The 17,229-nt window shown below is 51.1% G+C and carries 16 protein-coding genes and 1 pseudogene; 16 read left to right on the forward strand and 1 reads right to left on the reverse strand.

What is annotated here, in order from left to right; genetic code table 11:
* The first annotated feature begins 2 nt into the window (after positions 1–2).
* The 16 genes and pseudogenes from RIFP1SYM_RS00700 to ychF all read left to right on the forward strand — a co-directional run bounded on the left by RIFP1SYM_RS00700 (position 3) and on the right by ychF (position 16,700).
* A complete protein-coding gene (locus RIFP1SYM_RS00700; protein ID WP_005958590.1) occupies positions 3–2,105 on the forward strand; it encodes a chemotaxis protein CheA in 2,103 nt (700 codons plus the stop codon).
* A 14-nt stretch (positions 2,106–2,119) separates the two neighbouring features.
* Complete coding sequence (locus RIFP1SYM_RS00705) at positions 2,120–2,629, forward strand: chemotaxis protein CheW (RefSeq protein WP_005958591.1); 510 nt, start codon at positions 2,120–2,122, stop codon at positions 2,627–2,629.
* Positions 2,630–2,660: 31 nt separating this feature from the next.
* Positions 2,661–5,045 (forward strand): methyl-accepting chemotaxis protein, encoded by a 2,385-nt coding sequence (locus RIFP1SYM_RS18520; protein WP_005958592.1) that lies wholly within the window; start codon positions 2,661–2,663, stop codon positions 5,043–5,045.
* Positions 5,046–5,143: 98 nt separating this feature from the next.
* Positions 5,144–8,176 (forward strand): methyl-accepting chemotaxis protein, encoded by a 3,033-nt coding sequence (locus RIFP1SYM_RS00715; protein WP_005958593.1) that lies wholly within the window; start codon positions 5,144–5,146, stop codon positions 8,174–8,176.
* Between the two features lie 39 nt (positions 8,177–8,215).
* A complete protein-coding gene (locus RIFP1SYM_RS00720) occupies positions 8,216–8,734 on the forward strand; it encodes a chemotaxis protein CheW (RefSeq protein WP_005958594.1) in 519 nt (172 codons plus the stop codon).
* Between the two features lie 180 nt (positions 8,735–8,914).
* Positions 8,915–9,669: pseudogene (locus RIFP1SYM_RS17705) on the forward strand (ParA family protein).
* A complete protein-coding gene (locus RIFP1SYM_RS00735) occupies positions 9,666–10,229 on the forward strand; it encodes an STAS domain-containing protein (RefSeq protein WP_005958596.1) in 564 nt (187 codons plus the stop codon). Before RIFP1SYM_RS17705 ends, RIFP1SYM_RS00735 begins: the two are co-directional and overlap by 4 nt.
* Positions 10,226–10,813 (forward strand): hypothetical protein, encoded by a 588-nt coding sequence (locus RIFP1SYM_RS00740; protein ID WP_010085744.1) that lies wholly within the window; start codon positions 10,226–10,228, stop codon positions 10,811–10,813. Before RIFP1SYM_RS00735 ends, RIFP1SYM_RS00740 begins: the two co-directional genes overlap by 4 nt.
* Before the next feature lie 89 nt (positions 10,814–10,902).
* Positions 10,903–11,739, forward strand: coding sequence for a CheR family methyltransferase (locus tag RIFP1SYM_RS00745; protein ID WP_240991979.1), 837 nt, complete (start codon positions 10,903–10,905; stop codon positions 11,737–11,739).
* A gap of 7 nt (positions 11,740–11,746) precedes the next feature.
* Positions 11,747–12,373, forward strand: a complete 627-nt coding sequence (cheD, locus tag RIFP1SYM_RS00750) for a chemoreceptor glutamine deamidase CheD (protein WP_039959446.1) — start codon at positions 11,747–11,749, stop codon at positions 12,371–12,373.
* A gap of 53 nt (positions 12,374–12,426) precedes the next feature.
* Positions 12,427–13,500, forward strand: a complete 1,074-nt coding sequence (locus RIFP1SYM_RS00755) for a protein-glutamate methylesterase/protein-glutamine glutaminase (RefSeq protein WP_005958599.1) — start codon at positions 12,427–12,429, stop codon at positions 13,498–13,500.
* Positions 13,501–13,622: 122 nt separating this feature from the next.
* Entirely contained in the window at positions 13,623–14,312 is a 690-nt protein-coding gene (locus RIFP1SYM_RS17710) for a methyl-accepting chemotaxis protein (protein ID WP_005958600.1), read from the forward strand.
* Positions 14,302–14,835 carry a hypothetical protein gene (locus RIFP1SYM_RS17715; RefSeq protein WP_240991980.1) on the forward strand — a complete coding sequence of 178 codons (534 nt, stop codon included), beginning with the start codon at positions 14,302–14,304 and terminating at the stop codon, positions 14,833–14,835. The genes RIFP1SYM_RS17710 and RIFP1SYM_RS17715 overlap by 11 nt, the downstream gene beginning before the upstream one ends.
* A 26-nt stretch (positions 14,836–14,861) precedes the next feature.
* Positions 14,862–15,179, forward strand: coding sequence for an STAS domain-containing protein (locus RIFP1SYM_RS16700; protein WP_082626959.1), 318 nt, complete (start codon positions 14,862–14,864; stop codon positions 15,177–15,179).
* A 67-nt stretch (positions 15,180–15,246) separates the two neighbouring features.
* A complete protein-coding gene (locus RIFP1SYM_RS00770) occupies positions 15,247–15,513 on the forward strand; it encodes an STAS domain-containing protein (protein WP_006473580.1) in 267 nt (88 codons plus the stop codon).
* 95 nt (positions 15,514–15,608) lie between these two features.
* Complete coding sequence (gene ychF, locus RIFP1SYM_RS00775; RefSeq protein WP_039959452.1) at positions 15,609–16,700, forward strand: redox-regulated ATPase YchF; 1,092 nt, start codon at positions 15,609–15,611, stop codon at positions 16,698–16,700.
* A gap of 338 nt (positions 16,701–17,038) precedes the next feature.
* Here ychF and RIFP1SYM_RS17720 read toward each other — a convergent pair.
* Positions 17,039–17,229, reverse strand: a 191-nt coding sequence (locus RIFP1SYM_RS17720) for a hypothetical protein (protein WP_240991981.1), incomplete at its 5' end; no start/stop codon positions are given.

Genomic DNA, 17,229 nt, shown 5'->3' on the forward strand with positions numbered 1-17,229 from the left:
TCATGTCGATCGACATGGCGCAATTTCATCAGGTCTTCTTCGAGGAGAGCTTTGAAGGCCTGGAGATCATGGAGTCCGGGCTGCTTAATATGGACCCTGGCACGGTTGACGACGAAGAGATCAATGCCATCTTTCGTGCCGCCCATTCCATAAAAGGTGGCAGCGGCACCTTTGGCTTCAACGACATCGCCAGTTTCACCCATGTCATGGAGACCCTGCTGGATGAGATGCGGGATGGGCGACGCCCGGTCACCAGTGAGGCGGTGGATGCACTGCTGCGCTCGGTCGATATCCTGCGGGATATGCTCAGCGCCGCCAGTGAAGAGGGCGAGGTCGAGCAGGAGAAGGTCAAAAGCCAGCAGGCGGAGCTGGAGCAGATTCTCAGTAACAAAACTGCTGTGGCAGGCGAGGCGTCAACACCGGAAGTGGTGAGCGCTGCGGAAACCATGGAGCCCCAAACGGAAGGTTGGCATATCGTGTTCCGGCCGCTGCTGAAAATGATGCGCACGGGTAATGACTCGCTACGCATTATCCGTGAGCTGGCGGAACTGGGCCGGCTGGAGCTACAGGCGGATCTCGAGGCTCTGCCAGCGCTGCAGAGCTACGAGCCGGAAGATAGCTACATTTCATGGGACATTTACCTCCATGGGGCGGTGGACCGGGAGGCCTTGGATGAGGTGTTTGTCTGGGTTGAGGATGATTGTGAGCTCATCATCATGCCCTTGATGCCGCAATCCGCGGCAGAGGAAGCCAGCGTCCCCGAATTATCAGCTGCTGAACCGAAAACTGCGGCGTCAGCAGAACCCCCTCAGTTAAAAGCAGTGCCGCCGCAACCAGAGCGCCGCGTTGAAAAGAATCGGCGATCGGGAAAAGAGCGGCGCACCAGTGGTAATCGGAGTGCAGGCAGTGGCGGCGGGTCGATCCGTGTAGATATCGCCAAGATCGACAGCCTGATCAATATGGTGGGTGAGCTGGTTATCACCCAGTCGATGCTCAGCCTGTTGGGTGAGGATTTCGATATGGGCAAGCTAGAGCGGCTCAATGATGGCTTGGGCCAGCTGGAGCGCCACACCCGTGAGCTGCAGGAGAGCGTGATGCAGATCCGCATGCTGCCTATCAGCTTTACCTTCAGCCGCTTTCCCCGCCTGGTGCATGATCTGAGCAACAAGCTTGGCAAGAAGATCGAGCTGAAGGTGAGCGGCGAAAATACCGAGGTGGACAAAACGGTGATCGAAAAAATCGGTGACCCGTTGGTCCATCTGGTGCGCAACAGCCTCGACCACGGCATCGAGATGCCCGATGAGCGTGTTAGCGCCGGCAAGCCCGAGACTGGTGTGATCCAGCTCAACGCATCCCACAAGGGTGGCAATATCGTCATCGAGATCCGCGATGATGGACGTGGCCTCAATCGCGACAAGATCGAGGCAAAGGCGATCGAGCGTGGAATTATCCCAGAAGGCCATATGCTTGAGGACCGGCAGATCTATGAACTGATATTCCAGGCTGGATTCTCAACGGCGGACGAGGTGAGTGACGTTTCTGGCCGTGGTGTTGGCATGGATGTGGTGCGCAGAAATATCAACGAACTGGGTGGCAGCATCGAGATCGAATCCGATCCGGGCAAGGGCTCTGCCATCATCATCCGACTGCCGCTGACCCTTGCGATCCTCGATGGCCAGACCGTATCTGTCGGCTCGGAGACCTATATCGTGCCGCTGGTTTCAATCATCGAATCGATCCAGGTCTCGGAGGAGATGATCAATCTAGTCGCCGGCCGCGGTGAGACCTTCAAGCTGCGCGGTGAGTATCTGCCGATCGTCAGGCTGCACGAAGTATTCGGCATTGAAGACGTCAAGGCCACAACCCTGAAAGAGGGATTGCTGGTGGTGGTCGAGGGTGAAGGACGCCATTGCGGGTTGTTTGTTGATGACCTACTTGGCCAGCAGCAGGTGGTGATCAAATCCCTTGAAGCCAACTACAAAAAAGTGGAGGGCATATCCGGAGCAACCATCCTTGGGGATGGCTCCGTCGCACTGATTATCGACATCCCTGGCCTGTTGCGATTGGCGACCCAGGCCCAAGTCAACGAGAAGCGGATTGCCTGACAGAGGGTGAGCAGATGAATACAGCAAAGAAACTTGAGCCGGTGGAGTTGGAAATGACGGGTCAGGAGTACCTGACTTTCTCCCTTGGCAGCGAAGACTACGGCGTGGATATCCTGCGGGTACAGGAGATTCGGGGCTGGGAGCTTGTCACGCGTATTCCGAATGCACCGGACTATGTCAAAGGTGTGCTCAACCTGCGTGGATCCATCGTGCCGATCTTCGATCTGCGCCAAAGGCTGGGCCTAGAGCCTCAAGATTACAGTAAAGACACCGTGGTGATTGTTGTGCGTGTTAATGGCGCAAACAATTCACGGGCGATGGGCATGGTGGTTGATGCCGTTTCAGATGTGCTCAACGCCAACCCCAATACCATTCGTAATACCCCGGAATTTGGTGAAGCGATTGCCACTGAGTTCATCAGTGGGCTGGCCGATGCCGAGGGCAGGATGATCATGCTGCTGGATATCGATCAGCTCTTCAGCCAGAGGCGTGAGCAGGAACAAGAGAGTGTCGTCAATGCCTGAGCGGGCATTTGATGCAAATGGGAGAAGGTAAGTGAAGATCAATCAACCCGTCACCAATAATGAACGCTATATGAAGCCAGGCAGTATCCTGGTTTCCAAGACCGATCTCAAAGGCACTATCACCTACTGCAACAAAGATTTTGTCGAGATCAGTGGATTCAGCCGACGGGAGCTGTACGGCAAAAATCACAACATTGTGCGACACCCGGATATGCCGCCTCAGGCCTTTAAAGATCTGTGGGAGACCAGCAAGGCCGGTAAACCCTGGACCGGCATCGTTAAGAATCGCTGCAAAAACGGTGATTACTACTGGGTCAAGGCTAACGTTACGCCACTGCGCAGCAATGGCCGCGTGATTGAATATATGTCGGTTCGAACACCGCCAACCCGGGAGGAAATCGCTGCGGTTGAGCCGCTCTACCGGGGGCTGCTGGCCGATAGCAATGCGACTCTGGCACCCAAGGGCCTGGCCCGTTTGGCTGCTGGCTTTAAGCGGTTGCAGCTGAAGACCATACTCAACACTATTCTGTTTCTGATGGTCGTAATGTTTGTGGGATTGGCCGCGATGGTGCATTTCCAGGTGGCCGAGACGACTTTTCTGGCGTTACTGGCTGGTCTATCGCTGATCACCCTGATCAGTGGTGCCTTCCTTAACCGCCACATTACTCGTCCCATGAAGTATATCCAAGAGAAGCTGGATCAGATAGCCGAGGGCAACTACTTCGATTGGGTCGAGACCGATCGTAATGATGAGATCGGTCAGATGCTCCAAAGCCTCAAATCAACCCAGATCAAGCTGGGTTTCGATGTGATGGATGCGCGTGAGCAGGCGAACGAAGCAGGACGCTTGAAAGAGGCGCTGGATAACAGTTCAACCAGCGTTACCGTGTCGGATAAGGACAACATTCTGATCTTTATGAACAAGGCCGCCCGTGCCCAGTTCGAAGTCTTGGGTGAGAATGTCCGCAGCCAGGGCAAGCCATTTGACGTCGATGGGTTGCTTGGTTCCAGTCTTGCCGACTTCTTTCCTGATGAAAAGCTGGCTGAGATGTATCGGACGCAGCTTTCTGAGACACGCACTAGCCAGTTCGATGCCTGGTCGCGCAGTTTTAAGTTGATTACCAGTCCCGTGTTAGACAGTGATGGGGACTATCAGGGGCGTGTAACCCAATGGATCGATATTACCGAAGAGTTGAAAGTGGAGCGTGAGATCGATGCCATTGTAGGCGCAGCGAAAGGCGGAGATCTCAGCCAGCGGATCGAACTTGAAGGCAAGACAGGTTTCTTTGTCCAGCTGGCGGGGGGGATCAACGAGCTGATCAATACTGTTGATCAGGTGTTTTCTGATATCGGTCAGGCGATGCGGCGACTTTCTAATGGTGATCTGACCAAGCCTATCTCCGCTAACTATGCTGGCACTTTTGGCGAAGTGAGGGACAACGTCAATAGCACCATCACAAACCTTGAGAAGGTGGTGGTGCAGCTGAATGAATCTGCCGACGTGATCCGTACCGGGGCTGGTGAGATATCCGCTGGCAACAACAACCTTTCCTCCCGTACCGAACAGCAGGCTGCAAGCCTGGAAGAGACGGCATCCTCGATGGAGGAGCTGACCAGCACGGTGCGCAACAATGCAGATAATGCCCAGCAGGCGAATCAGCTTGCCGCCAGCGCCAGGAGTACTGCGGAACATGGTGGTGAAGTCGTCAGCAGTGCAGTACAGGCGATGAATGCAATCAATACCGCCAGCAGCAAAATTGCCGAGATCATTGGCGTGATTGACGAGATCGCATTTCAGACCAACCTGCTGGCGCTGAATGCCTCGGTAGAGGCGGCCCGAGCCGGCGAACAGGGACGGGGGTTTGCGGTGGTTGCGACCGAAGTGCGGAATCTGGCCGGACGTAGCGCCACTGCAGCCAAGGAGATCAAGGAGTTGATCCAGGACAGCGTGCATAAGGTGAAAAGCGGTGCCGAACTGGTGAATGAGTCGGGTGAAACGCTGGAGCAGATTGTGACCAGCGTAAAGAAGGTTGGCGACATCATCTCAGAGATTGCAGCGGCCAGTCAGGAACAGTCCTCTGGTATCGATCAAGTCAATCTTGCTGTGACCAGCATGGATGAGGTGACGCAGCAGAATGCTGCGCTTGCAGAGCAGACATCTGCAGCCGCAGCCTCAATGAATGAAAAGGCGCAGCAGCTGGATTCTCTGGTGCGTTTTTTCAAGACCGATGCAACAAGTCGGCACTCTGCAGCGCCGCTTTCAACAGCGAGAGCGAAGCGGACCCAGCCTGTAAGAGAGATGAAGCAATCACCGGTGGCGAAAGAGGCTGTGGCTGCTTCGCAATCCACACAGAGCAGCGTTCGCAAGATCACCCCCGTGCCTGAAAGCGATAGCGATGAATGGGAAGAGTTTTAACGCCGCAGCATTGCAACCCAACTATGCATCTGCCTTGGAAAGGCGTTTGACTGCTTGAAGCAAGGCCTGAACAGAAAACTGATGAAAGAGATCGCGCTATGAAAGTCAACCAGCCGGTAACCGGGGTCGAGATCCCGTTGCAGGAAGATACGATCATTGTCTCCACGACAGATCTGAAAGGCATGATCACCTCTGCCAATGGTGCCTTTATCGAGATCTCAGGCTTTAGCGAGGCTGAGTTGCTTGGTAGGAATCACAATATCGTGCGTCATCCAGATGTTCCTGCGGCGGCGTTTCAGGATCTTTGGGATACGATTAAGAAGGGACATCCGTGGACCGGTATCGTCAAAAATCGGGCAAAGAGTGGTGACCATTACTGGGTCAAGGCAAACGTAACGCCTATCTATCAGAATGGCCAGGTTGTGGAGTACATGTCAGTGCGCACTAAGCCTACAGCGGAGGAGGTTGAAGGTGCAGAAGTGCTCTATCGGGCGATCAACAGTGGCAGTTATAAAGGTGATGGCTGGCTGACTCGCAGACTGAAAGGAATAGGAAATCTGCCTCTGTTGAAGAAGTTCTATCTGGTCATGCTGTTCATGGCCGTGAGCTTTTTGATTTCCGGAGTGGCGGCATGGAGTCCTATGCAGCATGCAGAGGTGCAGTGGCATAACTATCAGGAGCAGGTTGCAGAGCGGCAGACTCTACTCTCTGAGATGAAGTCACAACTTGGCTATGGTGGTGCGATACACAACTTTAAAAACTATGTGCTGCGTGGCCAGCTGAAGTATGCAGAGCGGTTCCGCGGCAATTATCAAAAGCTACTGAAACTTTTGGACCAGTACGCCGCCCTTGCTTCAGTCTCATCAGAGGAGCAGCAAGCGCTGTCGAAAATACGTAGTGTCGCTGACAGCTATGCCGGAATGATCGACCAAGTGGTGAGCATGAGTACCGCTGGAGAGTCGCCAACTGCAATCGATGGCGTGGTCAAGATCAATGACCAGCCTGCGCTTGAGGGCCTTGAGACGCTGAAGATGGAGTACGCCCGCTTGACGTCTGCTCAGACAGCCGAGCTTGAAAGCACCATAGGTTTCGGAAAGAGCGTGTCAGCTCTGATGCCGCCGGTTGGTTTCGTCATGCTCTTTGTTATCTTCTTCCTGGTTCTGAAACGTGCTGTTTTGAATCCCATAGAGGCTTCACTTGGGTATTTTCGCCGAATCGCTGAAGGGCACTTTTCTGATGACATTGAGTTACGTCGTGGGGATGAGATTGGTGATCTCTATCGCGGCATCAAAATTATGCAGACGAAGGTAGGATTTGACGTTAACGATGCCAGGGAGAGGGCGGAATCAGTGGCCCGCATCAAGACTGCACTGGATAACGTCTCAAGCTGCGTAATGATGGCAGATAATGAACGTAATATCGTCTACATGAATAAGACCGTTCGATCTCTGTTTGAGGTGGCTGAAGCAGATATTCGTAGCCAGCTGCCTGAGTTTGATGCCAGTCAGTTGATGGGGACAAACATTGATCTGCTCTACAAGCATTCTGATCGCCAGGCAAAAATGCTAGAAGGCCTCACAAAAACTTATAGATCGGAGTTGAGGATTGGCGGTCGAACCATGGGCATTATCGCCAATCCGGTGCTTACGGAGGATGGCCGGCGTCTGGGTACTGCAGTGGAATGGAGTGACCGGACCAGTGAAGTGGCTGTCGAGGATGAGCTGGAGAATATCGTGGCAGCAGCGCTCCACGGTGACCTGAGCAGGCGGGTCAGCCTGGAAGGAAAAACTGGTTTCTTTAGTCATCTTGCAAAAGGGATCAATGCTCTGATCGATCAGATGAGTCGCGTTTTTGATGATGTTGCTAGCACGATGAAGCGAGTCAAAGAAGGGGATCTGAGCGAAGGGATCACGCATGAATATTCAGGAACCTTTGGCGAAATTAAGGAGGCGGTGAACGAATCTACATTTAATCTCAACAGAATGATCGCTCAATTGAGAGAGGCAACGGACAGCATGATCGGTGCGGCGGGCGAGATATCTTCGGGCAATAGTAATCTGTCTGCCCGTACCGAACAGCAGGCGAGCAGTCTTCAGGAGACTGCCGCAAGTATGGAGGAGTTGACATCAACGGTTAGAAACAATGCGGACAATGCGCAACAGGCTAATCAGTTGGCGATGAGGGCGAGAAGCTCTGCAGAGCGCGGTGGAGCGGTCGTACAAAATGCGATTCATGCCATGGATGAAATTAACCAGTCAAGTAACAAGATCTCGGAGATCATCGGTGTTATCGACGAGATTGCATTTCAAACCAATCTTCTTGCGTTGAACGCCTCTGTCGAGGCGGCTCGGGCCGGAGAGCAGGGGCGTGGTTTTGCAGTGGTTGCTACAGAGGTAAGAAATCTTGCCGGTAGAAGCGCAACTGCTGCGAAGGAGATAAAAAATCTGATCAAAGACAGTGCTGCGAAGGTTGAAAGTGGAGCAAGCCTGGTAAATGAATCGGGTTCCACTCTGGAAGAGATTGTTTCAGAAGTTAAAAAGGTTGGAGATATCGTTTCTGAAATTGCAGCGGCAAGTCTCGAACAATCGGAAGGTATTGAACAGGTCAACCAGGCTGTCACCAATATGGATGAGTTGACTCAGCAGAATGCAGCGTTGGCGGAGCAGACTTCTTCGACAGCGGTCGCTATGAGTGAAAAGGCGCAGGATATGGAAAGGTTGATACGGTTTTTCAACCTGGAGAACAAGCATAGTGGTGGAGCTTGCGAAGCAAGAGAGGAAGATAGCTTCGATTTTCATGCTGCTCGCGCTGCACATCTCTCATGGAAGATGCGGTTGCGTGACTTTTTGGATGGTAAGAAGTCGATGCATAACGAAGAGGCAGTGTCTCATCGTGATTGTGCACTTGGAAAGTGGCTCTATGGTTTTGCTATGGATGAGTATGGGTATATCGAAGAGATGCAGGTGATGGAGAAGCTGCATGAGAAGATGCACTCCGTTATCAAAGATGTGGTCTCTCTTCGGAACGCTGGAGATGATGAAAATGCAGAGGCTGCGTTTGCAGAGGTTGGCCCGCTTTCAGATGAGATCATCCATCTGCTAAAGCGGGTAGAAGCGATGGTGGAAGAGTAATCCTTGTTGTATGACAGAGAGTGGCAATGAGGTTTAAAAATGGTTGCTGATATGAAGGTAGGTAGTGAGGCTGGTTCAACTGAGGTGGCGCAGTCGGTGAGTGGCCAGTATCTGAGTTTTACTCTTGGTGGTGAGCACTACGGTGTGGATATCCTTCGTGTGCAAGAGATCAAGGGATGGGAAGAGGTGAGGGCTTTGCCTGACACCCCGGAGTATGTGAAGGGAGTGCTCGACCTGCGTGGCGCCATTGTTCCGATCATTGATCTTCGGGCGCGCTTTAAGCTTGAAAAAATCGAGTATACGCCGACAACGGTGATCATAGTGCTTTCTATTGAGCAGGGCGAGGGAAGCAACATAGTCGGGGTTGTGGTGGATGGTGTCTCAGATGTGCTTGATATAAGTGACAGTTTGACGAGATCTGCGCCTGATTTGGGGGCTCATATTAACACCCGGTTTATTACAGGGATGGTGTCAGAGGGCGAGCGAATGGTCGTCCTTCTGGATGTGGATAAGCTGTTTTCCCCTGATGATCTAGGGGTGTTAGGCGCCTCTGGATGAATCTTGGCGAGCAGAATTATGAGGTCAAGTTTCCCGATGCAAGGCGGAGATCGCAGGTAATAAGTGGTCTATTGCCTAGATTTCAAACGCAGCAGCGGGAAATATGGACCGCAAGGTTGTCGTCTGTGATTTGTTCAGAGCTCCTTAGAAAACGTCGACTGATCTGAGGTAAATAAAAGCATGCGCCGTATTGCGGTAATCAACCAGAAAGGGGGAGTGGGTAAGACAACCATTACTACCAATCTTGGGCATGCACTGGCCTTGAAAGGATATCGAGTTACGGTTATCGATCTTGATCCACAAGGCCAGCTCGCAGCCAGTCTAGGGATGTTTCGGCCACCTGTGGAGGGTGTGGATCAGGTTCTGTTAAACGGGGCAGAACTGGAATCTGCAGTGATAAATACACGTGATTTATTGCAGTTGGTGTCGGCGGGTAACAACCTACAGCAGGTGGAAGAGTTGAGGGGGGGGGAGCCGCCCGGGCAAGTATTCTTAAGAATGCGCTGGAAGGTCAGTTCAGTGATCAAGACTTTATCCTGTTCGACTGTCCACCATCGGCGGGAATTCTTGTCTCGAATGCCATGTTTGCTGCTGATGAGGTTCTGATCCCGGTTAGTGGTGATTACCTCTCTCTCAGCGGTCTGGCCAAGATGATGATGACGCTGAAACGGTTTGAGCCATATCTTGAAAAGCCCCACGAAAAATGGATTGAGATGAGTCGTGTCTATCCTCGCAGGCGGCTATTTAGGGAGGTGTGCGACAAACTGCTTGGCCATTTTCCCGGACAGGTGTTGGCAAACCCCATAAAGGAAGCCGCAGTGATGGCAGAGTGCCCTGGAGTCGGGCGAACCATATTCGAATATCGCCGATCAAGCCAGTCAGCAAAAGAGTTCGAGGCTCTGGCAACCGATCTTCTTGAAAGGAGGACGATGTGAGTACTTCCAAAAAAAGGCCCCAGGTGTCGGTGATGAGTCATGATCCGCTTGCTAATTTCGATGAACTGGATGCCAAAAATGTACCAGTTGATGTTGCTGGGGGGGCAGTAGCTGATTTTGTACCAGAGATTGGGGCCGGCACAGAACAACAGGTGGCGTCGGTGGATTCTGATGCGCAGGAGGTCGATTGTGATGAAAACGAGGCCTCCCTCAATGAGGCACATGGGACAACAGATGATGATCTGACTGTGGCTGCGCCTAATCAAGAGGATGATGAGATGGGCGGAATCAATCTTGGAGATAGTCTGACAATACAGGAAGTAAGCAATCTGCACGATACAGTGAAGTCTGCACTTTCGACAGGCGGCACTCTCACCTTTCACGGAGGAAGTGTGGAGCGGATTGATGGCGCAGGCATTCAGTTGCTATGTGCGATATTCAAAGAAGCAAACTCGCAACACTTGAAAATTTCTTGGGGGAGTGCATCAGAAGTTCTTGTCAATGCTGTCAAGTTGGTGGGGGTGGCCCAAGCCATTGAGTTGGCGGGTAAGTCGGAATGAGTGGCAAGGGGGAGATGGGGATGTCAATGCACAACAATCTGCCTTCAACTGCGACCCAGCCTGATCTTGACTGGAGTCAGGTTCGTGAAACCGTTCGGATGTTGAACCTGGCAGTGGCACAGATTGAGGTGGCCATGAGAGAGGGAGATGACTCAGTAGAGACTCTTACAAATTCATTTACCTCTATGATTGAAAGTTCCAGCTCAATTGTCCAGGCAGTTGAGCGATTGCAGAACACAGGAAAGGATGAGGGGCTAATTGCAGAAGTGGAAAAGGAAAGCAGTCTGATCTCTGAGAAGATGCAGGCTGGTGTTATTGCATTCCAATTTTACGACAAGCTATCACAGCGATTGGCACATGTGAGTCATGCGTTGGCGGCCCTTTCTGAGTTGGTTGAGGACGGAAGTAGAATATTCAACCCAAATGAGTGGATTGGGCTGCAGACAAAAATACGCTCCAAGTACAGTATGCGTGAAGAACAGGCAATGTTTGATTCTTTGCTTGAAGGGAAAACTGTTGATGAGGTGCTGGCTAATGGCGTTGGGATAACACATGAGCCTGATAATGATATTGAGCTTTTTTGATCGGCGGGCAGGCTGCCAAGCGGCGGTTTTTTAAGGCTAGTGCAAGTTTGCCGTAAACAATGGTGCAGTGTATGGAGGTTGTGTCGAGTATGGTGGAGCGAGAATTTGTTTTTTCTCAGCAGAACTTCGATTTTCTGCGCTCTATATCGAACAAGAAGACGGGCATTGTTGTTACCGACGACAAGTTCAATATGTTCTATGCGCGCCTCTCACGAAGGTTGCGTAAGTTGGGATTGGCGGATTTTGATTCTTACTGTGATCTGATTCGAAACGATCCGAATGGTGAAGAAATGATCGAGTTGGTTAATGCGGTAACAACCAACTTGACCTCATTCTTCCGTGAAAATCACCATTTCGAATACCTCTCTAAAACTATTGTCCCAGAAATGGTGAAGAATAAGCCTGCCGAACGGAAGATCCGCATTTGGTCGGCAGGTTGCTCAACTGGTGAAGAGCCTTATTCCCTTGGAATAACTCTCCATGAGGCTCTCGCTCCTCATGTTGGATGGAATGCGGAGATATTGGCAACCGATATCGATTCCAACGTTCTTGCGAAAGCAGCATCTGGTGTCTATTCCGATGAGCGTGTTGATGGTCTTGATTCAAGGCGACTGCAGAAATGGTTCATGCGAGGGAAGGGGGCTAATAGTGGGATGGTGCGACTTAAGCCGGAAATCATGGGATTAATCCGCTTTGGTCAGTTAAATCTGATGGAGGATTGGCGGCTGGAACAGCCGCAGGATGTGATCTTTTGTAGGAACGTGATTATCTATTTTGACAAGGTATCAAAAACCAAGTTGGTTGAGCGGTTTGCGGACAACATCAAAGAGGGAGGTTATCTGTTTATTGGGCATTCTGAGTCATTGTTTAAGTTAACCGATCGTTTCGAGTTAATTGGCAAGACCATATACAGAAAAATCAGGTAGAACTAAAATGTCGCGTCACCAATTAGGCAAGCCACTTCCTGGCTTTGAACGGATCAACCGCTACTGGGACAGGCAACATTCCACTGCTGCGGCAAAGATTCTGCCTGGCGAATACTATGTTACAAAGCAAGATGAAATTATTACTACAGTTCTTGGCTCGTGTGTGTCAGCGTGTGTTTGGGATCAAGTCTTTGGTATTGGCGGAATGAATCACTTCATGCTGCCTCTTAGTGAGAGCGGAAACTGGGGAGGAGGGGCAATTATCAGTGGAGCTACCCGCTACGGAAACTATGCAATGGAGCACATGATCAATGACATACTTAAACATGGAGGGCACCGGCCAAACCTTGCGGTAAAGATATTTGGTGGAGGGAAAATCATCAGCAACATATCGAATGTGGGTGGAAATAATGTCGATTTTGTGAAGTCATACATTCAGGAGGAAGGGCTGAAACTGATGAGCGAGGATGTGGGAGATATATATCCTAGAAAAGTTGTGTTTTTTCCTGCGAGTGGGCGGGTTAGAGTGAAAAAACTTAAACGCATGCACAACGATACAATTGTTCAGCGAGAAAAAGTATATCAGCACGATATCGAACAAGAGCCGCTGGAAGGGGCGGTAGAGCTTTTTTGATGTCGATTGGTAGGTTGTTGGCTGGGGATCCTGAATAGATAGAAGAGGATGGCATGATCAAAGTTTTAGTGGTGGATGACTCTGCTTTGGTGCGGCAACTCCTAACATCGATTCTCGACGCCGATCCTGGTATTCAAATTGTTGGCACCGCAGTTGACCCATACCAGGCGAGAGAGAAAATAAAAAAATTGTCACCTGATGTTTTGACGCTGGACATTGAGATGCCGCGTATGGATGGAGTGACATTTTTGGGGAATCTGATGCGACTACGCCCAATGCCAGTAGTAATGGTTTCCACGCTTACAGAACAGGGTGCCGATGTGACGCTGCAGGCGCTTGAGATGGGGGCGGTTGATTTTGTCTCTAAACCCAAGCTGGATGTTGCACAGCAGCTGCCTGATTATGCGGAAGAAATAATTTTGAAGGTAAAAACTGCAGCGCGGGCAAAAGTGCAGGTGCTGGAAAGGCGGGTTGCAAAAGCACCGCTGACTGCTTCGGATAAGCTGTCAGCAGATGCGGTTCTTGCCAGGAGTGGAGGGAAAAGCCACTTCAGGACAACAGACAGGATTATCGGGATCGGTTCCTCGACGGGAGGAACAGAGGCAATCAAGGATGTTTTAAGGGATCTTCCGCCAGACCTTCCTGGCATAGTCATTTCACAGCATATTCCAGAAGCGTTTAGTGCCGCATTCGCCAGTCGCGTCAATGGCATTACCCAACTTACTGTTTGCGAGGCTCAGAATGGACAGCAGATTCTGCCCGGACATGTCTATATTTCTCCTGGTAATCGCCATCTTTTAGTGCGACGCGATGGGGCGAGGTACATATGCAGCTTGAATGATGGTCCTCCGGTGAACAGGCACAAGCCGTCGGTAGATGTGATGTTCCGCTCCCTAGCGCAAAATGCAGGCCCAAATGCAATTGCAGTAATGCTAACAGGAATGGGTGATGATGGGGCTGAAGGCATGGGAGAGATGCGGCAGGCTGGTGCACCGACCATAGCGCAAGATGAGAAGAGCAGCGTGGTCTGGGGAATGCCTGGAGAAGCGGTCAAGCGTGGCTATGTGGAGGTAGTTCTTCCATTGCAAAAGATCGGAATGCGCCTCACTGAACTATGCAAACAATAGTTCAAGGTGCCCGGACCTGCGGGCATGAGATGCATCGCTCTCAAGATTCATACCAAAGCGCCGATAATGAGTGAGGCAGACCTAATACTCTAGCAGCAGAGCGGATCAATTTGGCGGTATAGATGGCCAACTATTTTGCAAAATCCTGGCACCCTTGGGTGTTTTCTAGCCTATTTGTATTGGCCGCTTGGCCAATGGGGGTGAGCTGGGTTGGTGTCCTGATGCTGGCAGTGCTGACTCTCATTTGGGGGCTGCTCGATTACCGAAATCGTAAAAAACTGACGCAAGGAGAACAAAGCATTCGTGCCCTTGCTGGTGGCGGTGAATTAATCGGCGAGATGGGTGCCTTGTCGCGGGAAATTAAACTTGGAGTTAGTGAGCAGGTTGCCAAGCTGCGAAGTGAGCAGGCCCAGATTCAGACCTTGATCAATGATGCGGTCCAAACACTGCAAGAGAGTTTTAACGGGATAAATGGACAATCACAGGCGCAGTTGGAACTGGTAATGGGTCTGATAGAGAGTGTGTCAGACGGTATTGAGAGCGAAGGTAACAAAAAGATCACATTTGCTGACTTTGCCAGTGAGACGGACAAAGTTCTGCGTTTTTTTGTCGAGCACGTTGTCACGATTAGCCACAATACCATGATGTTGGTGGAGCGTGTTGAGGATATGTCCAAGGAGATGGAGCATGCGGATTCATTGCTGACGGATGTTAAGGTGATCGCCGATCAAACCAATCTATTGGCGCTGAATGCAGCTATTGAGGCTGCTCGGGCGGGTGAGGCAGGTCGGGGGTTTGCTGTTGGTTGCTGATGAAGTGCGTAAGCTCTCGCAGAGATCAAACCGCTTCAACGATCAGATCAGGAACGTAATAGGTACCTCTAAGGAAAATATTCAGGAGGCTAGGGACTCAGCTGCAACCCTGGCTTCGAAAGATATGGGCTTTGCAATTCACTCAAAAGCACGTGTTGATGAAATGATGCGGCAGGTTGCAGAAGTGAATGAAGTCATTGCGGATAATTTGGCTAAAGTTTCATCAATGTCCTCTGAGATTCATAACCAGGTTGGTTCGGCTGTGCGGTCATTGCAGTTTGAGGATATCGTGCGCCAGCTTTCCGGTTATAGTGAAGAACATTTTTCAAAAATTGAGGATATATTTGAGTCAATGCAGACCGAGATCAATAGGATGGTGAGTGCCCCGGAAACGACTCCGAAGGAACTTGCCATCAGTATCCGTACGGTCCGCGAATCGCTCAAACAGCAGTTTGCTGATATGGCCACCCATAAGCCGGTGGATCAGGAGAGTATGAGTGAGGGTGATGTGGAGCTTTTTTAGCGGCGGCGTATGTGGGGATTAAGAGAATGAGTCTATCGAGCACTACATACGATGCTGGAAGTGGCATCAGAATCACTGTCACTGGGCGCTTTGACTTTTCCTGTCATCAGGAGTTTCGTGCGGCTTATGGCAAAAATGATCCGTTAAAGAGCCACTACACGATTGATCTGTCTGGAGCAGATTACATAGATAGTTCTGCGCTGGGAATGTTGTTGGTGCTACGTGAGCGCTCTGGTGGTGATAACTCAAATATCCGAATCATAGGTTTTAATCAGTCAGTTGGTGAGATATTGCGAATAGCTGGGTTTGGCCACCTTTTTCAGATGGATCCACAGGCCAAGTAGTAAATTGAACGTAGATTGTGAGGCAAATATGTCGGTAACTACATCAAAGTCATCAGATGGCACGAGTGTGACGATAAAGATATCCGGACGGTTTGACTTCTCCAAACACCAGGATTTTATTAATGCCTACAAGGCCTACCCAAAGGGCGAGATGGGCTTTGTGGTGGACTTGGCTGAGGCTGAGTATATGGATAGTTCCGCGATGGGGATGCTGTTGCAGTTGCGTGAGCACAGCTCAAAGGTGAAGGATAGCGTGGTGCTTGCCAACGGAAATGACGCGATCAATGAGATCTTGAAGATTGCCAACTTCGGCAAGCTTTTTCTGATCAAATAGCGTCGAAGCAGGAGATAGTGCGGGGAACCTCGCGCCCTGCTGGAAAGTCCGGCCTCATTTCCGGTATGCTTTGTGCCTTTTTGAGGCTCCGGAATATGGGTTTTAAATGCGGTATCGTTGGGCTCCCCAATGTGGGTAAGTCGACGCTCTTCAACGCTCTGACAAAGGCCACTATTGCGGCCGAAAATTATCCTTTTTGTACTATCGATCCCAACGTGGGAGTGGTCCCCTTACCAGATCCGCGCCTTGATGCAATCGCCGGGATCGTTAATCCTCAGGCAGTGCTTCCGACTACCATGCAGTTTGTCGATATCGCCGGACTGGTTGAAGGCGCTTCCAAAGGTGAAGGGCTCGGGAATAAGTTTCTTGCCAATATTCGTGAGACAGACGCGGTTGCGCAGGTGGTGCGCTGTTTCGAGAACGATGACGTGGTGCATGTGGCGGGTAAGATCGATCCACTTGCCGATGTTCAGGTGATCAACAATGAGTTGGCGCTGGCTGATCTGGAGTCCGTGGAAAAGGCGCTGGACAAGACGATTCGCCAGGCGAAGACTGGTGACAAGAAGGTGCTTGCCCGCAAGGCCTTGTTGGAGCGCATACGTGATCATCTGTATGACGGTAAATCAGTGCGTTCTATGGCGCTCAGCGATGATGAATTACAGGAGATTCGGGAACTATTCCTGCTGACCGTAAAGCCCATCCTCTATATTGCAAACGTTGCGGAAGATGGCTTTGAAGACAACCCGCATCTGGATGCGTTGAATACGCTTGCCTCTGCAGAGGGGGCTGAAGTGGTTTCTGTGTGTGCCGCCATTGAAGCTGAGATTGTGGAGCTTGAAGAGGATGAGAGGGAAGAGTTCCTCTCCGATTTGGGATTGGATGAGCCGGGTCTGAACCGCGTTGTTCGGGCGGGTTACCAGTTGCTGGGGCTCGAGACATACTTCACTGCCGGTGAAAAAGAGGTTCGAGCCTGGACGATCCCAGCCAATGCATCCGCACCCCAGGCTGCCGGGGTCATCCACACAGATTTTGAGCGGGGTTTTATACGTGCCGAGGTGATCAGCTACGATGATTTTGTCAAATTTAGAGGCGAGCAGGGCGCACGTGAGGCGGGAAAACTCCGTTCAGAAGGCAAGGATTATCAGGTCAAAGACGGTGACATAATCCATTTCCGGTTCAATGTTTGATAATTGGGGCGGGGGAACCGTTTAGCTGACGTAAGTTAGACTAGGGGAGCGCTGATTAAGTCTGGTTAGATTTGGGCTGAGATAAAATTGTACCAATTGGTTTCGAAATGAGCAGAAATGACCACTCTATTGTTGTGATCTTCGGGATTAATTGGGGTGATATTAGTTGGCGTAAAGCAATCACGACTTATTCAGTGGTTCCCTAAAGTCGCCGGGTTTTGCCTATCGCGGCTCTGGCTTAGCTGCTACGGGCCATTCTGCCTTTATGCGGCAAAGCCTTCCATGTGCAGGTCTGGGACGCTTGTGCTTGCTGCTACGCCGCCATCCTTGGGCGGTGCTCATTGGGCCAGCCTGCGGTTGTCCGAATCTACTTCCGGCAGATTTGTTACACAAGTTGTAGCCATAGTGACAACTTTGATCGGCGTATCTCTGCGCCTTACCCCTTCGGAGCTTGCGCGAAACATTGCTTCCTGCGATTTTTTCGTTCCAGAGCAACGTCCAGTCATATCTGCCTGGCGCCAGATTTCGC

It is taken from the genome of endosymbiont of Riftia pachyptila (vent Ph05), assembly GCF_000224455.1.
Taxonomy (GTDB): Bacteria; Pseudomonadota; Gammaproteobacteria; order Chromatiales; family Chromatiaceae; genus Endoriftia; species Endoriftia persephonae.